General features: G+C 38.8%; 18 protein-coding genes and 1 tRNA gene. 11 read left to right on the forward strand and 8 right to left on the reverse strand.

The genetic code is table 11. The annotated features are described in order from the left end of the window. Positions 1 to 21: 21 nt before the first annotated feature. The 3 genes from QUE35_RS08170 to QUE35_RS08180 all read right to left on the reverse strand — a co-directional run bounded on the left by QUE35_RS08170 (position 22) and on the right by QUE35_RS08180 (position 2,999). Positions 22 to 1,602: a C25 family cysteine peptidase gene (locus tag QUE35_RS08170; RefSeq protein ID WP_081705756.1), complete on the reverse strand. Its 1,581-nt coding sequence runs from the start codon at positions 1,600 to 1,602 to the stop codon at positions 22 to 24. Between the two features lie 8 nt (positions 1,603 to 1,610). Continuing rightward, positions 1,611 to 2,675 (reverse strand): hypothetical protein, encoded by a 1,065-nt coding sequence (locus tag QUE35_RS08175; protein WP_022602969.1) that lies wholly within the window; start codon positions 2,673 to 2,675, stop codon positions 1,611 to 1,613. A 250-nt stretch (positions 2,676 to 2,925) separates the two neighbouring features. Next, positions 2,926 to 2,999: transfer RNA gene (locus QUE35_RS08180), tRNA-Ile, on the reverse strand. Positions 3,000 to 3,348: 349 nt separating this feature from the next. Between QUE35_RS08180 and QUE35_RS08185 the strand changes: the two genes are divergently transcribed. Further along, on the forward strand, positions 3,349 to 3,963 hold the full coding sequence (locus QUE35_RS08185; protein ID WP_022602968.1) for an HAD family hydrolase: 615 nt from the start codon (positions 3,349 to 3,351) through the stop codon (positions 3,961 to 3,963). A gap of 7 nt (positions 3,964 to 3,970) precedes the next feature. Beyond that, positions 3,971 to 4,918 carry a bifunctional riboflavin kinase/FAD synthetase gene (locus QUE35_RS08190; protein ID WP_022602966.1) on the forward strand — a complete coding sequence of 316 codons (948 nt, stop codon included), beginning with the start codon at positions 3,971 to 3,973 and terminating at the stop codon, positions 4,916 to 4,918. A gap of 11 nt (positions 4,919 to 4,929) precedes the next feature. On the opposite strand, the gene QUE35_RS08195 is transcribed toward QUE35_RS08190, so the two are convergent. From QUE35_RS08195 to bamJ (QUE35_RS08210), 4 genes are all read right to left on the reverse strand, one after another. Beyond that, positions 4,930 to 5,400 carry an Lrp/AsnC family transcriptional regulator gene (locus QUE35_RS08195; protein ID WP_009318146.1) on the reverse strand — a complete coding sequence of 157 codons (471 nt, stop codon included), beginning with the start codon at positions 5,398 to 5,400 and terminating at the stop codon, positions 4,930 to 4,932. 126 nt (positions 5,401 to 5,526) lie between these two features. Then, on the reverse strand, positions 5,527 to 6,273 hold the full coding sequence (gene bamJ, locus QUE35_RS08200) for a BamJ family beta-barrel-assembly machinery protein (RefSeq protein WP_022602964.1): 747 nt from the start codon (positions 6,271 to 6,273) through the stop codon (positions 5,527 to 5,529). 91 nt (positions 6,274 to 6,364) lie between these two features. Beyond that, complete coding sequence (locus QUE35_RS08205) at positions 6,365 to 7,222, reverse strand: FKBP-type peptidyl-prolyl cis-trans isomerase (RefSeq protein ID WP_009318148.1); 858 nt, start codon at positions 7,220 to 7,222, stop codon at positions 6,365 to 6,367. 17 nt (positions 7,223 to 7,239) lie between these two features. Continuing rightward, the gene (bamJ, locus tag QUE35_RS08210) at positions 7,240 to 7,824 is read right to left on the reverse strand and encodes a BamJ family beta-barrel-assembly machinery protein (protein WP_009318149.1); all 585 of its coding nucleotides are present in this window, start codon (positions 7,822 to 7,824) and stop codon (positions 7,240 to 7,242) included. A gap of 247 nt (positions 7,825 to 8,071) precedes the next feature. Between bamJ (QUE35_RS08210) and QUE35_RS08215 the strand changes: the two genes are divergently transcribed. Next, on the forward strand, positions 8,072 to 8,761 hold the full coding sequence (locus QUE35_RS08215; RefSeq protein ID WP_022602963.1) for an SIR2 family NAD-dependent protein deacylase: 690 nt from the start codon (positions 8,072 to 8,074) through the stop codon (positions 8,759 to 8,761). A gap of 66 nt (positions 8,762 to 8,827) precedes the next feature. Here QUE35_RS08215 and QUE35_RS08220 read toward each other — a convergent pair whose 3' ends face one another. After that, positions 8,828 to 10,642 (reverse strand): Na/Pi cotransporter family protein, encoded by a 1,815-nt coding sequence (locus tag QUE35_RS08220; RefSeq protein ID WP_031258937.1) that lies wholly within the window; start codon positions 10,640 to 10,642, stop codon positions 8,828 to 8,830. Between the two features lie 198 nt (positions 10,643 to 10,840). Between QUE35_RS08220 and QUE35_RS08225 the strand changes: the two genes are divergently transcribed. The 8 genes from QUE35_RS08225 (at position 10,841) to purE (ending at position 19,972) form a co-directional block, all read left to right on the forward strand. Next, positions 10,841 to 12,514 carry a nucleoside kinase gene (locus QUE35_RS08225; RefSeq protein ID WP_022602961.1) on the forward strand — a complete coding sequence of 558 codons (1,674 nt, stop codon included), beginning with the start codon at positions 10,841 to 10,843 and terminating at the stop codon, positions 12,512 to 12,514. 7 nt (positions 12,515 to 12,521) lie between these two features. Further along, positions 12,522 to 13,154: an HAD family hydrolase gene (locus tag QUE35_RS08230; RefSeq protein ID WP_022602960.1), complete on the forward strand. Its 633-nt coding sequence runs from the start codon at positions 12,522 to 12,524 to the stop codon at positions 13,152 to 13,154. A 54-nt stretch (positions 13,155 to 13,208) separates the two neighbouring features. Beyond that, positions 13,209 to 14,870 carry a putative transporter gene (locus QUE35_RS08235; RefSeq protein ID WP_009318156.1) on the forward strand — a complete coding sequence of 554 codons (1,662 nt, stop codon included), beginning with the start codon at positions 13,209 to 13,211 and terminating at the stop codon, positions 14,868 to 14,870. Between the two features lie 109 nt (positions 14,871 to 14,979). Beyond that, positions 14,980 to 16,125 carry a glycosyltransferase gene (locus tag QUE35_RS08240; protein WP_031258936.1) on the forward strand — a complete coding sequence of 382 codons (1,146 nt, stop codon included), beginning with the start codon at positions 14,980 to 14,982 and terminating at the stop codon, positions 16,123 to 16,125. Then, positions 16,118 to 17,149: a lysylphosphatidylglycerol synthase transmembrane domain-containing protein gene (locus tag QUE35_RS08245; RefSeq protein ID WP_022602955.1), complete on the forward strand. Its 1,032-nt coding sequence runs from the start codon at positions 16,118 to 16,120 to the stop codon at positions 17,147 to 17,149. Before QUE35_RS08240 ends, QUE35_RS08245 begins: the two co-directional genes overlap by 8 nt. 172 nt (positions 17,150 to 17,321) lie before the next feature. Beyond that, the gene (gene rpoN / locus QUE35_RS08250; protein ID WP_009318159.1) at positions 17,322 to 18,779 is read left to right on the forward strand and encodes an RNA polymerase factor sigma-54; all 1,458 of its coding nucleotides are present in this window, start codon (positions 17,322 to 17,324) and stop codon (positions 18,777 to 18,779) included. 23 nt (positions 18,780 to 18,802) lie between these two features. Further along, positions 18,803 to 19,426, forward strand: coding sequence for a hypothetical protein (locus tag QUE35_RS08255; protein WP_022390296.1), 624 nt, complete (start codon positions 18,803 to 18,805; stop codon positions 19,424 to 19,426). Between the two features lie 39 nt (positions 19,427 to 19,465). Continuing rightward, on the forward strand, positions 19,466 to 19,972 hold the full coding sequence (purE, locus tag QUE35_RS08260) for a 5-(carboxyamino)imidazole ribonucleotide mutase (protein WP_009318161.1): 507 nt from the start codon (positions 19,466 to 19,468) through the stop codon (positions 19,970 to 19,972). Positions 19,973 to 20,000 lie beyond the last annotated feature (28 nt).

The raw sequence follows: 20,000 nt of genomic DNA on the forward strand, positions 1-20,000 counted from the left end.
CAAACAATAGCTACATCATTTTCATTCCGTTACTAAAATACGACGAACAATATATCTTCCGTCACTTTGCAAATGTAAAAAATAAGTACCCGGCTCTACATTCAAAGGAATAGAAGTATTTGGATCGACTTCGGCTTTTCTTATAAGGCTTCCGTCTAAAGAATATATTGAAATAAAAGCTGAAGAAGCAGATAATCCGTCTATACGAATTTCTCCCCGTGAAGGATTAGGATAGATCGTCACAGAAGCATCACTATCAGCAACTTCTAAACCAGAACCATCTCCGATAACAACTTGACCCATATAAGTAACCTTATCAAAAGCGGTCACCGTAACAGTCAATATCTTATCTCCGGTTACCGCCGGAAAATCAAGCATGGCTTTCCCCTTTTCAACAGTCTGCACAGCCAATAAATTATTCCCTTCTGACAAAGCTACGACAGCACCATCTTTATCACAACTGACAGATAAAGACGTAATTCCATTATCTGCCGCCTCGATATGCGAAACGGCCATTCTTCCGGGAATACGGGTGCGTAACATCATACTCGGATCTCCGAACAATATCCACTCTTTTGCAGCATCTTCTCCACTGCCTCTATATTTTTCAATCACTTTCCGATATGCTTCATTCGCAACTTCGCCAAAAGTTTTCCGGGAATCGGGAATATCCGGAGAAGTCATGATTCTGACCATTTCATCTTGTCCCAACATCGGTGGATTCCAAGTAACCTGAGCTGAAAATCCCAACATTCCAACCGCCCCTATCGGATCTCCAGCACTATTACGAGCCCGCAAAAACGATTCGGCAAAACATGTCCCGGTAGCGAATTTTCCATTATCACATCCGGTCGAAATAATTACAGGAAATTTTCCTTCATTAGACAATGCCGCTACATCCGAAACCGAAAAGTCCGAAGTAGCCCACCCCGACATAAAGCCATGTCCCGCATAATTCACAATTCCGCAACCTATATTCAACAAATCCGTCAACTCTTTTTTCGTACTCGTCTCATGCGTCGTATAACCATATTGCTCTAAAACCGAATTCACTTGACGGATATGCTGAATATCTGTCTCGTCATTGTCCCCTTTATCCGTAGCCAAAGGATCTGCAATACCCACGCATTGCGAAAGCCAGGATGCATTCTCATCCACATTCTTCTCATAAAAGATAATCTTCTCGACTTGGACTTTGACATCATCTGCCGTTTCCGCAGAAAGACGACCGACCAAAACTTCAGGAGGATATGTCCCGGAAACATATCCGTATTCAGCATCGGTATAAGGTGTAAACGGCGTTACATCATAACCGGGAAGATAATTGATCGGTACCTGATTTGCGTCTCCAACCAACAAAAGATAACGATTATGATGCGTCTGATAATAATCTTTCACATAATCCCTTAATTCCTCATACGTCTCTCCAATTTCCGACATAGACACCATTTGCGTCGGAATTCCTTTCTGTATCTTCCATGTCACGAAAGGTTTCATCTCTTCTATATACTCCGGTGCACATACCACCAACATTTGAGCATGTAATAGATAAGACATCCCCCATAAAAATATACAACAAACCAAAAATCTTACTCGTCTCATACACTCTTCTATTTAATATGGAAATTTTTATAATAATCTATTTTCACATTACCTGAAGTAATTATGATTTTATATATATTCGGAGATATACCATATAAAGAAACACGGTCTCCTAAATATTCATAATGTGCAATTTCCCCTCGTTTATAGCCTCCGAGTTTTAACTTTTGAGGCCAAAAATGAATATAAAGCCGGACCGCCAAATCCGCAGTACCGACAATCTCACAACGAGTTATATTATTATGCTTACCCTCTTTTTTTATATAATACCTCACATTTAAATACTCTTTTTCCGTTGAAATGCGGGGTTCGTATTTCTCCATAACCCCCGATTGAACAGCTTTAAAATCAACCGGAGTCAGTTTCATCAGGTCTCCTTGCAAAAACATAGACAGACGAGGCATTGCAAAATCAAGATCGATGCCATAAAAAACTGTAAATTGTCTATGTGGAGCAACGTCTTCCATTGCCCGGCTCAAATAAAGATAGGGGTTTTCTACCAAAGCAAGACTATCGGCTTTTTGTGCCGCTATTTTATTAATACTATCTTGACGCAACAATCGCTCCTTGCGTTGAAGTTCCCCTAAAGCCATTCGGGCTTTTTTCAAACTATCCCGACGGGCCTTCTCCAGAACAAGCTTCTTTTTTTTCTCTGATTCCCTAACCTTTTGATATTTATCATAAGCATCTCTCTCTCGCTGATAATAAGAAATATCCCATCCGTTATCTATTATCCCCAACAAAAATAAATCGTCCGAGATATTATTAAGAGCGACATCCTTATTTTCATGATACTTTTTATTCTCAGTATCGAGATCTTTCTGCAAGCGAAAGATCCTTGTGGCAACTTTCGAATCAAGAACCTTATTCAATTCATCTTGTGGAACTCGCAAAATCGATAACGTATCACCGATGATAGTATCGAGCTGCAAATAACGCTGTATGAGTAAAGTTTTTTGTTTGGCGATCTTCTTTTGTTTTGATTTAGAAACAGCATTTGAAATCAACCCAAATTGTGCATAAGCACAAAAGGGGAGTATAAATAACAAAGATAAAAGCAATATCTTGCGCATATCATGTTTTATTAATACAATCGATAAAAAGGAAAAATTTCTTATCAGAAGTTCTTTACAAAAGAAAAAACGTCAGAAATTTACTATTCATTTATGCAAATGAAATAAATATCAGTGAAATAATAAAATATTAAAAACAAAATTATATATCGATCTAAAATATTTTTTACCAATTCACTATCAGACATCTGATATATAAAAAAAATCGTCTATTAGATATAAATCTAACAGACGATTTAAACTATAAATGTGGTCCCACTTGGGCTTGAACCAAGGACCCCCTGATTATGAGTCAGATGCTCTAACCAACTGAGCTATAGGACCGATTCGGAGCATTCCCGAAAGTGATTGCAAAAGTAATTTTTTTTTTCGAATCACCAAAATTATTTTTTGTTTTTTACATCAAGTATCTGCATTCACACTCCAATTATCACCAAAAATCAGATAAACTTTACCTCCCATTCAGAAATATCCTGAGAAACACCTTCTCCTATTCACATCTTAAATTCAGACTATCAAAAAAAATTGATACCCGACATGCTGACAAATGAGAAACTTCTATCATTATCCTCTTGAATATTGGAAATAAACGTTAATAGAGAAACGTTTCGTACCTCATAGACAAAGTTTGTTTATTTTTGTGCGTCATTTGATCAATAAATTTACCGGTATAATGAAAAATATCAAGACTATCATCTTTGACTTAGGCGGTGTTCTAATGGATCTCGATAAACAAAAATGTATCGATGCATTCGAAGATCTGGGATTTTCGGATATTACTGAATATCTGGGAGAATATGAACAAAAAGGAATGTTCATGGACTTGGAAGACGGGACTATTTCTGCAACCGAATTTCGGGATGAAGTCCGGAAACATATCGGTGAGGCAATCACAGACCAACAAATCGATGAAGCATTCAACCGTTTTCTTGTAGGAATACCGGAACAAAAACTGACATTATTACGTCAACTGCATAAATCTTATCGGCTTTTTATGCTCAGCAATACAAACCCTATTATGTTCGAAAGCCGAATTCCCGAATTATTCCGGATACAAGGGCTAAATATTCCTGATTATTTCGATAAATTATATTTATCATATCAACTCGGTGTAACAAAACCCTCTCCGAAAATTTTTGAAAAGATCATTGCTGATTCCGGAATATTACCACAAGAGACGTTGTTTCTCGACGACTCGCAAAAGAATATCGATGCTGCCCGTAAATTCGGATTTCAAACCTATTTAGTTGCTCCCCGAGAAGATTTTTCATTTATTTTCGATTTATAAATTACAAATGCAGATCATAGAACAACCCCATACTATTATCGAAACCGGTATAGTTGCCGGAATCGGTTTTTTCGATGGAGTACACTCCGGACACCGGTCTTTGATCTCCAATATTATTTCTACAGCTCAAAGCCGGGACATGTCATCGGCTGTGATAACATTTCGTAACCATCCCCGAGAGGTATTACATAGCGATTACTGTCCTCAACTGATCAATACTTTCGAGGAAAAAATCAATAATCTTTCTGAAACCGGACTGGATTATTGTATTGTTCTCGACTTTACGGTTGAAATGTCTCAAATGTCCGCATTTGAATTTATTGAATTTTTAATAGATAACTATTCTTTGAAATGTCTTTTCATTGGATATGATCACCGTTTCGGTCACAATAGGAGCGAGGGATTCGATGACTATGCAAAATATGGGAAAATATTGGGAATAGATGTTCTACAGGCAAAAATGTATATGCCGGGGGAAAAACATATAAATGTAAGTTCTTCCGTAATCCGTAAATTAATTAACGAAGGAAATGTATCTGAAGCAGCTCTGTTATTAAACCATCCGTATGCACTGCAAGGATATGTCATTTCGGGATACCAAATCGGTAGAAAAATAGGTTTTCCCACTGCTAATATAGCCATCAACAACCTGCACAAAATAATCCCGGCAAACGGAGTATATGCCGTCAGAATCATAGTAAACAGGAAATATCACTATAATGGAATGGTAAATATCGGTAACCGTCCTACCGTGCATTCCGATGGAGAGATATGCATAGAAGCCCATCTATTCGACTTTTCAGGCAACCTATATGAGCAGTATATCAAAATACAATTTATAGCCCGTCTCCGTTCTGAAAAAAAAATGAACGGATTGAAAGAATTGACCGATCAATTACAAAAAGATAAGGAGCATGCTATGAACATACTCCTTAACTCTTCTATTTCGTATTAAGATATTATACCTTATTCTTCATTCCTCTTTCGAATGGGAATCTCTCGATTCATACTTTGTTCCAAAGAAATCAACGTCTCGGTAGCCGTAACCCCCGGAATCTCCTGAATGCGACCATTCAATAATTCCATAAGATGTTCATTATCACGAGCATAAAGTTTACACAACATTGTATATGGACCGGTTGTAAAATGGCATTCCACAACTTCGGGAATTTTCTCCAATTCAGGAACTACATCCTTATACATAGAACCTTTTTCCAATCTTACCCCAATATAAGTGCAGGTACGATATCCAAGTATTTTAGGGTTTACATGATATCCAGAACCGACAATCACATTCATATCGATCATTCTCTGGATACGTTGATGAATCGCAGCTCGCGAAACTCCGCATTCCGCGGCCACATCCTTAGACGGAATACGCGCATTGCGCATAATAATTTCTAATATCTGCCTGTCAAGGTTATCTATCTTTTCCATATTCAAAAGCTATAATAAATCATTTTGACAGCAAAAGTAAGGTTTATTATTGAATAAACCTCGAAATACTATAAGAAATCAGCAAAAAGAAAGTTACATTTTTTCATTGTGCTACATTTATCCCTTTTAACGAATTATCTCAAGCAATTCGACTTCAAAGATCAATGCCGAATTTGCTGGAATATCTTTTCCTGCTCCACGTTCTCCATATCCCAACTCAGACGGAATATAAAAAATATATTTAGATCCTACCGGCATCAACTGCAAACCTTCTTGCCAACCAGCAATAACTCCTCCGACAGACAATTCGAGCGGCTGTTGACGGTCATAAGAACTATCAAATTTTTTCCCGTTTATCAATTTTCCTGTATAATGAACTTTTACTCTATCATTTAGAGTCGGCTTTTCTCCTGTTCCCTGCCTTTCTACTACATACAATAATCCGCTCTCGGTTTTCTGCACACCGACCTCAGACGCCTTGGCAGCCAAAAAGGCTTTTCCCTCCGCAAGGTTCTTTTCTGCTGCAATCTTCTGTTTTTCTCGGGCAATACGCTGCATCTCCGCCCCGAATTTATTCAAAATATCGGCTGCTTCCTCTTTTGTAAATACTGCAGAATCATTCAATAAAACATTATTGAACGCCTGTACGAAAATTTCCGGCTTCAACTCAAGGTCACTTCGTTCTTTAATATCTTTAAATGCAGCCTTAATTCCGTTCCCGGCATCTATACCAAAAGCATAACTGATACTATCTACCTTTGCCGGTAACTGTACCTGCTCCTTTTGCTGTTTTTTAGAAGCCTTTCGCCTTGCTTGTACAGGTACTGCTGAAATTATCAACAATGTAACCAACAGAAATTTTAATGTTCTCATAATATTACATTACTATCTAATTTATTTTTGAAAAGAAAAAGAGAACCGAACATTTCGTTCAGTCCTCTTTTTTACCCTATATTATCGAAGTTTATTTATCAACACTCAATAATTCGATTTCGAAAATCAATGTAGAATTAACCGGAATACGAGGATTAGGATTTGTTCCATAAGCCAATTCTGCAGGAATATACACTTCATATTTCGAACCCGGAGTCATCAACATCAATGCTTCGTTAAATCCCGGAACCAATTGTCCTACAGACATCGGAACTTTCTCACTGGCATCAAATTGAGTACCGTCGATCAAAGTACCTTTATAGCTTACGGTTACTTTATCATTTTCAACAGGTTTTTCACCCTTACCTTCTTTAATTACTTTATACAATAGACCTGAAGCTGTTTTTTGCACACCTGCTTCTTTTGCTTTTTTTGCCAAGAAAGCTTCCCCATCGGCTTTATTCTTTTTTGCTTCAGGAGTATTCGCTAACTTTTCAGCTTCTTCTTTTTGTTTTTTTAGTTGTATAGCTTGCATTCCGTTACGGAAAACTTCTTCAGCTTGAGCTCTTGAAATTAAAGTAGAATCTTCTTTTAATGTAGCAAATAATGCTGACAAGATTTCTTCTTTATTCATCTCGATGCCTTGTTTTCCCATCTGTTCGATCTGTTGTTTCATATTCGAACCGATAGCTGCTCCAAATTCATAAGAAAATTTCGCACTGTCCGAATTTACGGTAGACTGCATACCTCTGATGAACTGATCTATATCCACTTTTTTAGGATATTGCTTCAATCCCATAGCCAAATCTGTACCATTCAGTACACCAAAAGCATAACTGAGACTGTCCACACCGTCTGCTAAAGCAGCACCACTTTTTTTATTACAAGAAGTAAGTCCCATAGCTACTAAACCTGCAGCCAAGACTGAACATAAGACTGTTTTTTTCATTGTGTTTGTGATATTATTTATAATACTTTTAATAGTTCAACATCAAATATTAAAGTAGAATTAGGGGCAATCTTGCCTCCCGCACCATTCTCTCCATAGGCCAGATCAGAAGGTATAAATAGCCTCCATTTAGAGCCTTCCGGCATCAACTGCAAAGCCTCTACCCAACCCGGTATTACCTGACTTACACCAAAAACCGCAGGTTCTCCTCGTTCAATAGAACTATCAAACACTTCTCCATTTATCAATGTCCCATGATAATGGCATTGTACCCGATCTGTTGCAGCAGGTTTCTTTCCTTTACCTTCGGTCAACACTTCATACTGTAATCCGCTCGGTAAAACCACCACTCCGGATTTCTTTTTATTTTCAGCCAAAAATGCCTCTCCTTCTGCTCGGTTACGATCATTAACTTCTCGCTGCATCTGCGTAAAGAAATCATTAATCACCTGTTTTGCTTCGTCATAAGTCATTTCGGGTTTCTCACCTTCATATACAGCTTTTACTCCATTAGCAAAATCCGTAACCGAAAGAGTCTGGATACCTGAGCTTTTAAAATTGTTACCCATACTCAGCCCCAGTGCATAGCTTAATTTATCCATATATAATTGTTGTTTTTAACGGAAGTTTTCTTAACCTCCCGTATCTCCATCCGGTTTTTAATTACCGGGCGAAGATAGAGTTTTTATTGTATAGTTCTTTTATTTTCTATTAAAAAAAAACATAAATTTGCAACTAATAAACAGCATAATCGTTTAAAAGTAAAATGTATAACACTCAGGTGACATATTTTGTTGAACAAATATTTTAAGAAAATAAACGTTATCATGCTAAAAAGAGAGATCTAAAATGAAAAAGCTGATCGTATTAACCGGTGCCGGCATGAGTGCCGAAAGCGGATTATCAACATTTCGGAGTAGTAATGGACTTTGGGAAAACCACCGCGTCGAGGATGTCGCGACACCTGAAGGTTGGTATCGTAATCCAGAACTAGTTCTTGATTTTTATAACGGACTACGAAAAACCCTCATTAAATCCGAGCCCAATGCAGGTCATAAAAAATTAGCAGAACTGGAATCGGATTATGAAGTACATATTATCACTCAAAATGTTGATAATTTACACGAACGTGCAGGCAGTTCTCACGTAATACATTTACACGGAGAACTCATGAAAGTCCGTTCGGTACGAAATGAAAAACTAATTTACACACTCACTCCTGAACATTGTGAAATTCACCTTGGAGACAAGGCGGAGGACGGAGGACAACTACGTCCGCACATCGTATGGTTCGGAGAAGCTGTCCCCATGATAGAACCGGCAATAGAGTTAGTGTCAGAAGCCGACATTTTTGTTATCATCGGAACTTCTTTAAACGTATATCCGGCTGCAGGACTGTTGAATTATGTCCGAGCAAACGTTCCCATATACCTGATTGATCCAAATGATGTTCACGATCCTTCGGGACGAGTAAGCCACTTTATTCGAAAAGGAGCTTCCGAAGGAATGAGAGAATTGATCGAGATACTAAAAAAATAATAAAAAGTAAAAAAGACCGAAATGTAAAATATTTCGGTCTTTTTTTATATACAAGTCAAGTTATGATTAGTTCATTCTTCTTTTTTCTTTCACGGCTTCGACTACATTAACCACATAATCCCCTAATTTCTCACATTCCGAGATAATGTCCATAAAATAAATGCCAGACTGATATTCATATTTTTTAGAATTAATATTTTCAATATTCTCCATTCTGAGCTGATTCCGGAAATTATTAATTTCCATCTCCTTATTATAGGATTTATTCAAATCAGATTCTGCCATGTCATTCTTATCAAGAATAATATTCATATTATCGAGTGCTTCGCTTACCAATTTGAACATCAAATCTATATCTTTCTCTATACCTTCATTAAATTCGACTTTTGCTTCCTGCTTTCGAATCACAGTTCTGGCTAAATGGAAACAACTATCTCCGATACTTTCTATTTCGGTAGTCATCGTCAACATCGCGCTTACCTGTAATTTTCCATCGTAACTCAAACGTCCGTCTGCTACCTGATTCAGATATGCAGCAATCTCCAACTCCATCCTGTCGCTGATCTTCTCATATTTTTCGATCCGACTATATATTTTAGAAAAAGTCTCGCTGCCCTCCTTCTCGTGAAGCAAATCTTTTACCATTCCAAACATCCGTTGTGTTCTCTGCCCATATAAAGCAATCTCCTTTTTCGCCTGTAAAAGAGATAGTTCCGAAGTAGAAAGCATTCCGCTGGAGATGAACTTAAGTTGGAACTCTTCATCATCACTATGTTTCAGTTTAATAACCCGCGTAACGATTTTTACATACAAGTTTACAAACCAGATCATTACCAAAACATTGAAAATATTGAATACTGTATGAAAAAGAGACAGAGCATAAGATACCGTAACCTGCATTCCCTGATATTGTGCCCGCAATGCCAACTCATCAGTAGATAAACCGGCTGCGCTCTCAGCCGAAATACGATTTACGACTGCAGGACTATGGTGCTGAATAAAAGTCATCAGATCTGTCGGAGAGCCTCCCGTAAGTTCTTTTACCAAAAAACCGATAAAATGAGTAAACGGGAAAAAGAGAATAAGCATCCAACATACTCCGAAAATATTAAACATAAAGTGCGCAAAAGCTGCACGCTTTGCCGAAACATTAGCCGACAAAGCCGCAAGATTAGCCGTAATAGTCGTTCCGATATTTTCTCCCAAAACCATTGCAGCCGCTATATCGAACGAAATCCAACCCTTACTGCACATGATCAAAGTAATTGCCATTGTCGCACTGGAAGACTGAACGACAATAGTAACAATCGTCCCGATCAAAAGAAAAAGCAATACCGACAAATAACCCATATTGGTGTATTCGGTAAGAAACGAAAGTATTTCCGGATTATTCTGAATGTCAGGAACCGAATTTTTAAGGAACTCAAGTCCCATAAACAAAAAAGCGAAACCGATAATAAACTCGCCCCAAGATCTCCTCCGGCTATTTCCGGAAAAAATAAAAGGAATCGCTAAACCGATCAATGGAATAGCGAATAAACTGATGTTTACCTTAAAGCCAAAAATAGAAATTATCCACGCCGTTACGGTAGTACCCACATTGGCACCCATAATAACCGACACCGACTGTGTCAAAGAAAGTAAGCCTGCATTTACAAAACTGACAACCATCACCGTCGTTGCGGAAGAAGATTGTATAAGAGCGGTAATTAACACTCCGGTAAGCACACCGGTCACCCGATTGGTCGTCATCGCAGTAAGAATTCCTCTCAACCGGTCTCCTGCCACTTTTTGAAGCCCTTCACTCATAACTTTCATCCCGTACAAGAATAAACCCAATGAGCCAATAAGCGTCAAAAAGTCAAAAAATGTGTACTCCATTTCGATTTACTTTATTTGATATTTTGTTTAATCCGCAAGAATATAATATATTTAGCGTGCATAATAGCTAAATGCAAATTTGAGGCAAAAATAAAAAAAATAAGAGAATTTACGACAGAGTAGATCATTGAATTTTCTTGAGAATGTAATATTTATTCAATCTCTGTTGCAAATCAAACATACTATAACAAATAAACTATGAGTAATAAAGTGCTGGTCCACTGTAAAAACACTGACCAAATTCTTGAAATAAACGAAGGTGATTCTCTGCTTCAAATATACGGTCAATCAGGAGTAGAATTACCATATCAAGTGCTCTGTGCACGAGTCAATAATAAAACCGAGGATCTTGATTATCGAGTATTTCGTCCTAAAGATATAGAATTTATCGATGCTTCTCATCCATCCGGTATGCGAACGTATGTACGTTCTCTCTGTTTTGTCTTTTATAAAGCATTGGAAGACGTAATGCCCGGAGCTCGGTTACGGATCGAGCACTCTATATCGAAAGGTTATTTCTGTGGAATCAACAACCGGCAAGAAATTTCTCAAGAGACCACCAATCGCATAAAAGCCCGAATGCGAAAAATCATAGCAGATAATCTGCCTTTCCAGCGAATCGAATGTAAAACATCCGATGCCATAAAACTTTTCCAAGAACAAAATCTGTTGGATAAGGTCGACTTGTTGGAAACTTCAAAATCTTTATATACGACCTTTTACAGACTCGACAATCTCATTGACTATTATTACAGTTGTCTGGTTCCTTCCACCGGATACTTGAATTTATTTGATCTGATCAAATATGACGGTGGATTATTGTTAGTTCCCCCTTCAACCGAAAATCCTTCGGTTTTAGGCACTGTAGTAAAGCAAGATAAAATGCTGGCAGCATTCAAAGAATATATACATTTCAATTCCATTATCGGATTGAATAACGTCGGTGATTTAAATCTCGCCATAGAGAACCGTCAGGCAACAGATTTGATCAAAGTTTCGGAAGCTTTACATGAAAAGAAAATCAGCAATATCGCCGATGAAATAACCAGACGTAACCGAGACGGAGAGGGTGCACGAATTATCTTAATATCAGGACCGTCATCTTCAGGTAAAACAACTTTTTCAAAACGGCTGGCAATACAATTAATGACAAACTTGATACGTCCGGTAACCATTTCTTTGGACAACTATTTCGTAGAACGGGAAGAAACCCCTCTCGATGAAAATGGAGAATACGATTACGAATCTTTATATGCCCTCGATCTGGAATTATTCAATAATGACATCAACAGACTTTTAAAGGGTGAAGAAATAGACCTACCTACTTATAATTTTGAGACAGGAAAAAAAATATATCGAGGAAACAAACTAAGATTAAAAGAATCGGAAGTTCTTATATTAGAAGGTATTCATGCTTTAAATCCGGATTTAACCCCTCAAATCGAAGATAAATTAAAATTCAAGATATACGTATCGGCACTGACGTCTATATCCATAGATGACCATAACTGGGTTCCGACAACAGACAATCGGCTATTGCGTCGCATCATCAGAGATGCAAAATATCGAGGAAGCACGGCACAAAGTACAATAGCCCGCTGGCCGAGCGTGCGCAGAGGTGAAGAAAAATGGATTTTTCCTTACCAGGAAAATGCCGATGCCATGTTCAATTCATCGCTATTATTCGAACTCGCTGTTTTAAAACGGAGAGCAATGCCTATTCTGAACGCCGTCCCCAGAGATTGTACAGAATATGGAGAAGCAAACCGCTTACTCAAGTTTCTGGATTTCTTTTTACCTCTTAACGAACATGAAATTCCTCCGACATCTTTATTACGAGAATTTTTAGGAGGTAGCAGTTTCAAATATTAATTCCATTATGATACCGGTAAAACAATTTTTTTTCGATTTCGGAGGAGTCTTAGTCGATTTAGACTTTAACGGAACAATCGAAGCATTCTGTAAATTCGGTGCGACTATTCCCGAGGCCTTTAATTCTGAGAATTTCCATAAAATTCTCAGAGATTTTGAAAACGGGCAAACAGAAGAAAAAGATTTCTTCGACCAATTAAGAATCTTTTTGAGCATAGAGATATCAGATGAAGAGATACGACAAGCATGGAACAAGATCATACAAACGATCCCGGCTTATAAACTAAAAATTCTTCGCACTTTAAAAGAGGATTTCCCTATTTATATGGTTAGCAACACGAATATAACCCACATCGAATACACAAGAAAATATCTGTTCCGGGAAAACGGGCTCACCATAGACGATTATTTCGATAAGCTATATTTCTCTTACGAAATAGGAGCGTCAAAACCCGATGCGGAATTTTATAAGAGAGTAATCGACGACACAAAAGTAAATCCTGCCGAATCATTATTTTTAGACGACAAAACAGAAAACATTGACGGTGCACGACAAGCAGGTTTTCAAGTATGTCAAGTATGTCCAGAAGACAATCTACGGGAAAAACTATTTCCTTTTTTAAACGGAATTTCTATATAAAAGCAAAGATTTTGTTCCTATCTTTGCAAACTCTTGCCTAAAAGCAGAAAGATGATGAATTGGTTATATAGTCTATTTTCCGAACATTCGGCAATGCAAGCCGTTATTGTCGTATCTTTAATATCCGCCATAGGATTGGCATTAGGGAAAATCCGTATAGCCGGCATTTCCTTAGGTGTGACATTCGTCTTTTTCATCGGAATTATGGCAGGACATATCGGAATAACCGTTGATCCGCAAATGCTCAACTATGCAGAAAGTTTCGGACTCATCGTCTTTGTATATGCCTTAGGCCTGCAAGTCGGTCCGGGTTTTTTCGGATTATTCCGAAAAGGAGGAATTACTCTCAATGCTCTCGCTCTGGGTGTCGTGTTCATTGGTACTATCATGACGGTAATTTTCCATCTCACTTGTGGTATTTCTCTACCCGACATGGTAGGTATCCTATGCGGTGCAACAACCAATACTCCGGCTTTAGGAGCAGCGCAACAAACTTTGAAGCAAATGGGGTTGCCTTCTAATTCTCCGGCACTAAGTTGTGCGGTCACCTATCCTTTAGGTGTCTTAGGCGTAATTCTCGCAATATTCGCCACACGAAAAATATTTACACGGGCTTCGGATATTCCCGAACAAGAGAAAGATAAGAAAAAACCGGTATATATTGCAGAGTTCCAAGTCAACAACCCCGGCATTATAGGAAAAAGCATACGAGAAGCAGCATCTCTCAGTCAAAAAAAATTCGTTATTTCCCGACTTTGGAGAGATGGCAAAGTGAGCATTCCCACATCTGAAAAGAAACTGGAAGCAAAAGACCGTTTACTCGTTATCACTTCCGAAAAAGATGTCGATGCACTCACGGTTCTTTTCGGAGAGCACGAAAATAAAGACTGGAATAAAGAAGATATAGACTGGAATGCCATCGACAGTCAGCTCATTTCTCAAAGAATCGTCGTAACCCGTCCTGAAATTAACGGAAAACGACTTAGCTCTTTACGATTACGAAATCATTACGGTATAAATATCAGTAGGGTATATCGTTCGGGAGTACAATTGTTAGCCACTCCGGATCTTATATTGCAAATGGGAGACCGACTGACGGTCATAGGCGAAGCAGCCGCCATACAAAATGTAGAAAAAGTTCTGGGGAATGCTGTCAAAAGTTTAAACGAACCTAATCTGATCTCTGTATTTATCGGAATCGTATTGGGCTTAGCTCTCGGGGCTATACCATTCTCGATTCCGGGTATAAGTACACCCGTAAAACTGGGGATAGCCGGAGGCCCTATCGTTATAGGAATCCTTATCGGAAGTTTCGGACCACGTTTACACATGATCACTTATACCACCCGCAGCGCTAACTTGATGTTACGAGCATTAGGATTATCTATGTATCTGGCATGTCTGGGACTGGATGCCGGACAACATTTTTTCGAAACGGTAATCCGTCCGGAAGGATTAATATGGATACTTCTCGGATTCGCTATTACGTTTATCCCGGTAATCATCGTTGCATTAATTGCTTTGCGCATTACCAAGCTCGATTTCGGATCGGTAGCCGGAATGATGTGCGGCAGCATGGCGAATCCAATGGCTCTGAATTATGCAAATGATACTATCCCGGGAGATAATCCCGCTGTTTCATACGCCACGGTATATCCGTTATGTATGTTTTTACGGGTAATTATCGCACAAGTAATTCTCATGTTCTTTATCTAAAATAGCTGTCTAACTATAAACAGTCTTTAAATTGTCACCCTTTCGTTAAACGATCGTAACATTTCATTGTTTATTTAGCATAGACTAATGAATTGATATGGATAAACGATTGATCGGACTTTTTAATGATGGATTCCCGCCAATTATGGACGGAGTATCTCTTACCGTCAAAAATTATGCTTACTGGCTGAATCAAAAAAATGAAAATGTATGTGTCGTAACACCTAAAATACCGGGAACTCAATACACAGAAAAATACCCGATATATAGTTATACTTCTATCCCGATACCTATGAGAAAGCCTTATAGATTAGGATTTCCCCGTATCGACCTGCCTTTTTATGAGCATATTTGCCAAAAGCCTTTCTCCTTAGTACACGCTCACTGTCCTTTTTCTTCGGGAGAACTGGCCATGCGCATAGCCCATAGCCAGCATATACCTATAATTGCAACTTTTCATTCAAAATACCGGGATGATTTCAAAAGAATTATCCCTAATAAAACTCTTTTGGCCCTACTCATCCGTAAGATAATCCGTTTTTACGAAGCAGCAGACGAAGTATGGATACCCCAAGCTGCCGTAGAAGACACAATACGGGAGTACGGATATAAAGGGAAAGTAGAAATAGTGGACAACGGAACCGAATTTTCAGGATCGGCAAACATTTTGACTCTAAAATCCGATATGCGAAAAGAATTAAACATTACCGATCAAGAACTAATGTTTCTTTTCGTCGGGCAGCATATCAAAGAAAAAAATCCCGAATTGATCATTGATGCACTATCACTTATAAGAGAAAAGCCTTTTAAAATGTTTTTCATCGGATCAGGATATGCCGAAAAAGAATTACATGAACAAGTTAAAAGCCTTAAACTAACCAATAAAATCAAGTTTGTAGGGAATCTCACCGACAGAGAACAATTAAAGCGATACTATGCCGCCGCCGATCTCTTCTTATTCCCCTCATTGTATGACAATGCACCTTTGGTCGTCAGAGAAGCTGCTTCAATGCAAACTCCGTCGTTATTACTATCGGGAGCAACCTCTGCCGAAATCGTCAAAGACATGCAAAACGGATTTTTATCGGGGCAATCTGTTTCAGAATTTGCACAAAAATTAACCTACCTCATACAATCCCCGGAAAAGGTGCGTCAGACAGGAATAGCAGCATCCAATACGATAGCCCGATCATGGGAAAATGTAGCAGAAGAAGTACAAGACCGATATAAATCTTTACTAAAACGCTATGCCTGAAATAACTGATATACGAACAAAACCGCTACAAACCGTTGCTTATATCCTATTACCGGTACTTATCGGACTGACAGTGATATGTTATTTATTTTGGAAGGAGTTTGATCCACACATTTTTACCCATGTATCTTTTTCCCTCAAAACAACAACATTTGTCGCTATTGCTGTTATATTTATGCTGGGAAGAGATGCCGGATTGATTTGGCGTTATCGTAAAATATCGGGAAATACGTTGAGTTGGTGGCAGGCAATACGAGTCAATATCCTTTGCGAATTCACATCGGCAGTCACACCTTCTGCAGTAGGAGGCAGCAGCCTCATCGTCGTATTTCTCAACAAAGAAGGGATCAACGCCGGACGCAGTACGGCAATGATGTTCGCCAGCCTGTTTTTAGACGAGTTGTTTTTCGTAATTGCCATCCCGATAATTTTAATCAGCATCTCTATACCCGAACTTTTCGGTACAACGACAATCCTGTCTAAAAGTATTATGAATCTGTTTTTTCTCGTCTATATGCTAATAGTGAGCTGGACACTGATATTATACACAGGGCTTTTCAAAAAACCCGAATGGATACGAGACTCATTAAACAAAATATTCAAGATTAGGATGCTCAAACGATGGGGAAAGCAAGTCTCCGAACTGGGAGACAATCTGGTCGTTAGTTCCCATGCGATAGGGAAAAAGCCCTTTTCTTTTTGGATTTCGGCATTCGGAGCTACGGTTTTTTCTTGGACATCTCGTTTCCTCGTTGTGAATGCATTGCTTCTTGCATTTTCTCCTGTTACCGGAAAACAACTATTGGCATTCGGCAGACAATTTATCTTGTGGATCGTCATGACCGTAAGTCCGACTCCTGGAGGAAGCGGGTTCAGCGAATACATGTTCAGCCAATACTACGCAGACTTCTTTCCTATTGCAGGAACGGCATTGGTTATCGCGTTTATATGGCGAATCATCACCTATTACCTCTATTTAGCCATAGGTGTATGTGTCATTCCCGGATGGCTGAAAAAAAGATAATTCGGCTCAATCACATTATTGGAATATTTAAACTGACTCTAAACTTTGGACAAAGATTTAAGGTAAGGATAATTTTTCTTTGTCACGATTTTTAACGGCTAAAAATTAAGTAAAAATTCCCTCTTTCCAATAAAATAGAGTATCTTCGTTCGAAAATTTCAAGAGAAAACCGATGCTGAAACAACAACTACAACAAAAGCTGCAACAGAAGCTGTCACCCCAACAAATACAGGTAATACGACTGCTTGAGCTGACGGCTATTGAGCTGGAGGAACGCATCAAACAAGAACTGATCGATAATCCGGCACTTGACGAGGGGGCAGAAGAGCATGAAAACCCCGATACCGACGAATTCGGAAACGAAGATACCGATGCATCTGCCGAAAGTGCTGAAGACATTTCCATGGGAGATTACTTGACGGAAGACGATATCCCCGACTACAAACTCGAGGCAGACAATTTCTCAAAAGACCAAAAGCATGAAGATATTCCTTTTTCCGGCGGATCGACTTTTCATGATTTTCTCTTGAAACAATTAGGAGAACGAAACCTGTCGGAACAAGATGCCAAAATAGCAGAATACATTATCGGTAATATCGATGACAACGGTTATTTGCAACGTCCGTTGTCTGCAATATCTGACGATCTCATTTTCCAGGTAGGAATAGACATTTCCACCGAACGACTCGAAGATCTGCTGCAAATGATCCAGGATTTCGAACCCGCAGGAGTCGGAGCGTCCAATCTGCGCGAATGTTTGTTATTGCAGTTAGAACGCCATGAAGGTACTCCGGCAGCACTATTAGCCTATAAAATCATAGACAAATCTTTCGATGAATTCACAAAAAAACATTATGACAAAATACAAAAACAATATAATGTTTCTGAAGAAGAACTGAAAAAGGCAATTCACGAAATCACAATGCTCAATCCGAAACCGGGAAGTTCATGGAGCGATTCGTTTTCTGACGGGATGAGCCATATTATCCCCGATTTCATAGTCGATTCTCATGACGGAGAACTGACATTGAGCCTTAATAACAGCAATATACCGGAATTAAGGGTCAACCGCTCTTATACTCACATGTTAGAGGATTACATGGGAAATAAACAAAACCAAACCCGGGATAAAAAAGATGCGTTATTATTCGTAAAACAAAAATTAGATTCGGCTCAATGGTTTATCGACGCTATCAAACAACGTCAACAGACAATGTTGAATACGATGCAAGTAATTATCGATCTACAAAGAGATTTTTTCCTGACAGGAGACGAAAGCAATCTGAAACCGATGATACTCAAAGATGTTGCCGAACGTACAGGATATGATATATCTACCATCTCCCGAGTAAGTAACAGCAAATATGTGCAAACTAATTTCGGGATTTTTCCCTTGAAATATTTTTTCTCCGAATCGATGCAAAACGAATCGGGTGAAGAAATTTCATCTCGGGAAATAAAGAAAATTTTACAACAATGCATCGAGAACGAGGATAAACGGAAACCTCTGGCAGACGATAAACTCTGCGACCTGCTAAAAGAAAAGGGCTATGTTATCGCTCGCCGTACAGTCGCAAAATATCGGGAACAGTTAGGCATTCCGGTTGCCCGCTTAAGAAAAGAAATATAAATCTATAAAACTCGACATACAGAATGAAAACGCTGGCCCATTTTTTTTCAGCCGTCTTAACCCCGTTATTGATGCCGTTTTACGGCATCTGCATCATTTTTTTCTTTTCTTATCTCTATATTCTGCCTATCTCTTTCAAATTATTCATCGCATCCGGCGTTCTGTTCTTTACGGCAATTATTCCTGCAATGACTATTTTATGGATGTATAAAACAAAAAAAGTAAAAAGCATCGGACTGAATGACCGGCACGATCGTGAAATTCCGTATGTGATAAATCTGTTCGGATACGGATTTTGTCTCTATTTTTTATATAAAACCCGACTTCCGATATGGGTTCTTGCATTTTTTATCGGTTGCATCGGTTCGATAATTACTGCTCTACTAATAAATATACGCTGGAAAATCAGCGCACACCTGACCGGAATAAGCGGATTGACAGGATTAGCGTTCGGGTTGGCAAGCATACAAATGACATTCCCGATCGTATTGTTTTGTACCCTCATCATGCTGACCGGAATATTAGGGAGCGCCCGCATCGGTTTGGGGCGTCACACATTAATGCAGGTCGCAGCAGGCGTTATAAACGGATTCATTTGGGTGTTCGGATCGATACTCCTGATTTCGTTCTATTTCAATATTACTTGAAATAAGAATTTATTAAACAACAAATAATACCACAAAAAGATGAAACCTATTGTCAGCATCATCATGGGCAGCACTTCAGACCTGCCTATCATGGAAAAAGCAGCACAACTGCTCAACGACTTTGAGATTCCGTTTGAGATGAATGCATTATCTGCGCATCGTACTCCTGTAGAAGTGGAACAATTTGCCAAAAATGCAGAATCGAGAGGAATCAAAGTAATCATTGCAGCAGCAGGAATGGCAGCTCATTTGCCCGGAGTCATAGCCTCCATGACTACTCTTCCGGTTATCGGAGTCCCTATCAAATCAAGCCTGGAGGGAATAGATGCCCTTTATGCTATCGTACAAATGCCCCCGGGTATTCCTGTCGCAACAGTCGGAATCAACGCATCTTTGAATGCAGCCATTCTCGCGACTCAAATGCTCGCTCTCGGAGATGAAAAAATCAATGCTCGCTTAAAAGCATACAAGCAAGGTTTGGCCCAAAAGATCGTAGACGCCAACCAGCAATTGTCCAAAATAGAATACAAATTCAAAACAAATTAAAAATAACGATTTTCAGAGCGGTAAAAAG

The organism is Coprobacter fastidiosus, from assembly GCF_030296935.1.
Lineage (GTDB): Bacteria > Bacteroidota > Bacteroidia > Bacteroidales > Coprobacteraceae > Coprobacter > Coprobacter fastidiosus.

Coding starts and splice junctions, on each gene's coding strand:
- QUE35_RS08170 (WP_081705756.1), bottom strand. CDS start 1,602: ATGAGACGAGTAAGATTTTTGGTTTGTTGTATATTTTTATGGGGGATG.
- QUE35_RS08175 (WP_022602969.1), bottom strand. CDS start 2,675: ATGCGCAAGATATTGCTTTTATCTTTGTTATTTATACTCCCCTTTTGT.
- QUE35_RS08185 (WP_022602968.1), top strand. CDS start 3,349: ATGAAAAATATCAAGACTATCATCTTTGACTTAGGCGGTGTTCTAATG.
- QUE35_RS08190 (WP_022602966.1), top strand. CDS start 3,971: ATGCAGATCATAGAACAACCCCATACTATTATCGAAACCGGTATAGTT.
- QUE35_RS08195 (WP_009318146.1), bottom strand. CDS start 5,400: ATGGAAAAGATAGATAACCTTGACAGGCAGATATTAGAAATTATTATG.
- bamJ (WP_022602964.1), bottom strand. CDS start 6,273: ATGAGAACATTAAAATTTCTGTTGGTTACATTGTTGATAATTTCAGCA.
- QUE35_RS08205 (WP_009318148.1), bottom strand. CDS start 7,222: ATGAAAAAAACAGTCTTATGTTCAGTCTTGGCTGCAGGTTTAGTAGCT.
- bamJ (WP_009318149.1), bottom strand. CDS start 7,824: ATGGATAAATTAAGCTATGCACTGGGGCTGAGTATGGGTAACAATTTT.
- QUE35_RS08215 (WP_022602963.1), top strand. CDS start 8,072: ATGAAAAAGCTGATCGTATTAACCGGTGCCGGCATGAGTGCCGAAAGC.
- QUE35_RS08220 (WP_031258937.1), bottom strand. CDS start 10,642: ATGGAGTACACATTTTTTGACTTTTTGACGCTTATTGGCTCATTGGGT.
- QUE35_RS08225 (WP_022602961.1), top strand. CDS start 10,841: ATGAGTAATAAAGTGCTGGTCCACTGTAAAAACACTGACCAAATTCTT.
- QUE35_RS08230 (WP_022602960.1), top strand. CDS start 12,522: ATGATACCGGTAAAACAATTTTTTTTCGATTTCGGAGGAGTCTTAGTC.
- QUE35_RS08235 (WP_009318156.1), top strand. CDS start 13,209: ATGAATTGGTTATATAGTCTATTTTCCGAACATTCGGCAATGCAAGCC.
- QUE35_RS08245 (WP_022602955.1), top strand. CDS start 16,118: ATGCCTGAAATAACTGATATACGAACAAAACCGCTACAAACCGTTGCT.
- rpoN (WP_009318159.1), top strand. CDS start 17,322: ATGCTGAAACAACAACTACAACAAAAGCTGCAACAGAAGCTGTCACCC.
- QUE35_RS08255 (WP_022390296.1), top strand. CDS start 18,803: ATGAAAACGCTGGCCCATTTTTTTTCAGCCGTCTTAACCCCGTTATTG.
- purE (WP_009318161.1), top strand. CDS start 19,466: ATGAAACCTATTGTCAGCATCATCATGGGCAGCACTTCAGACCTGCCT.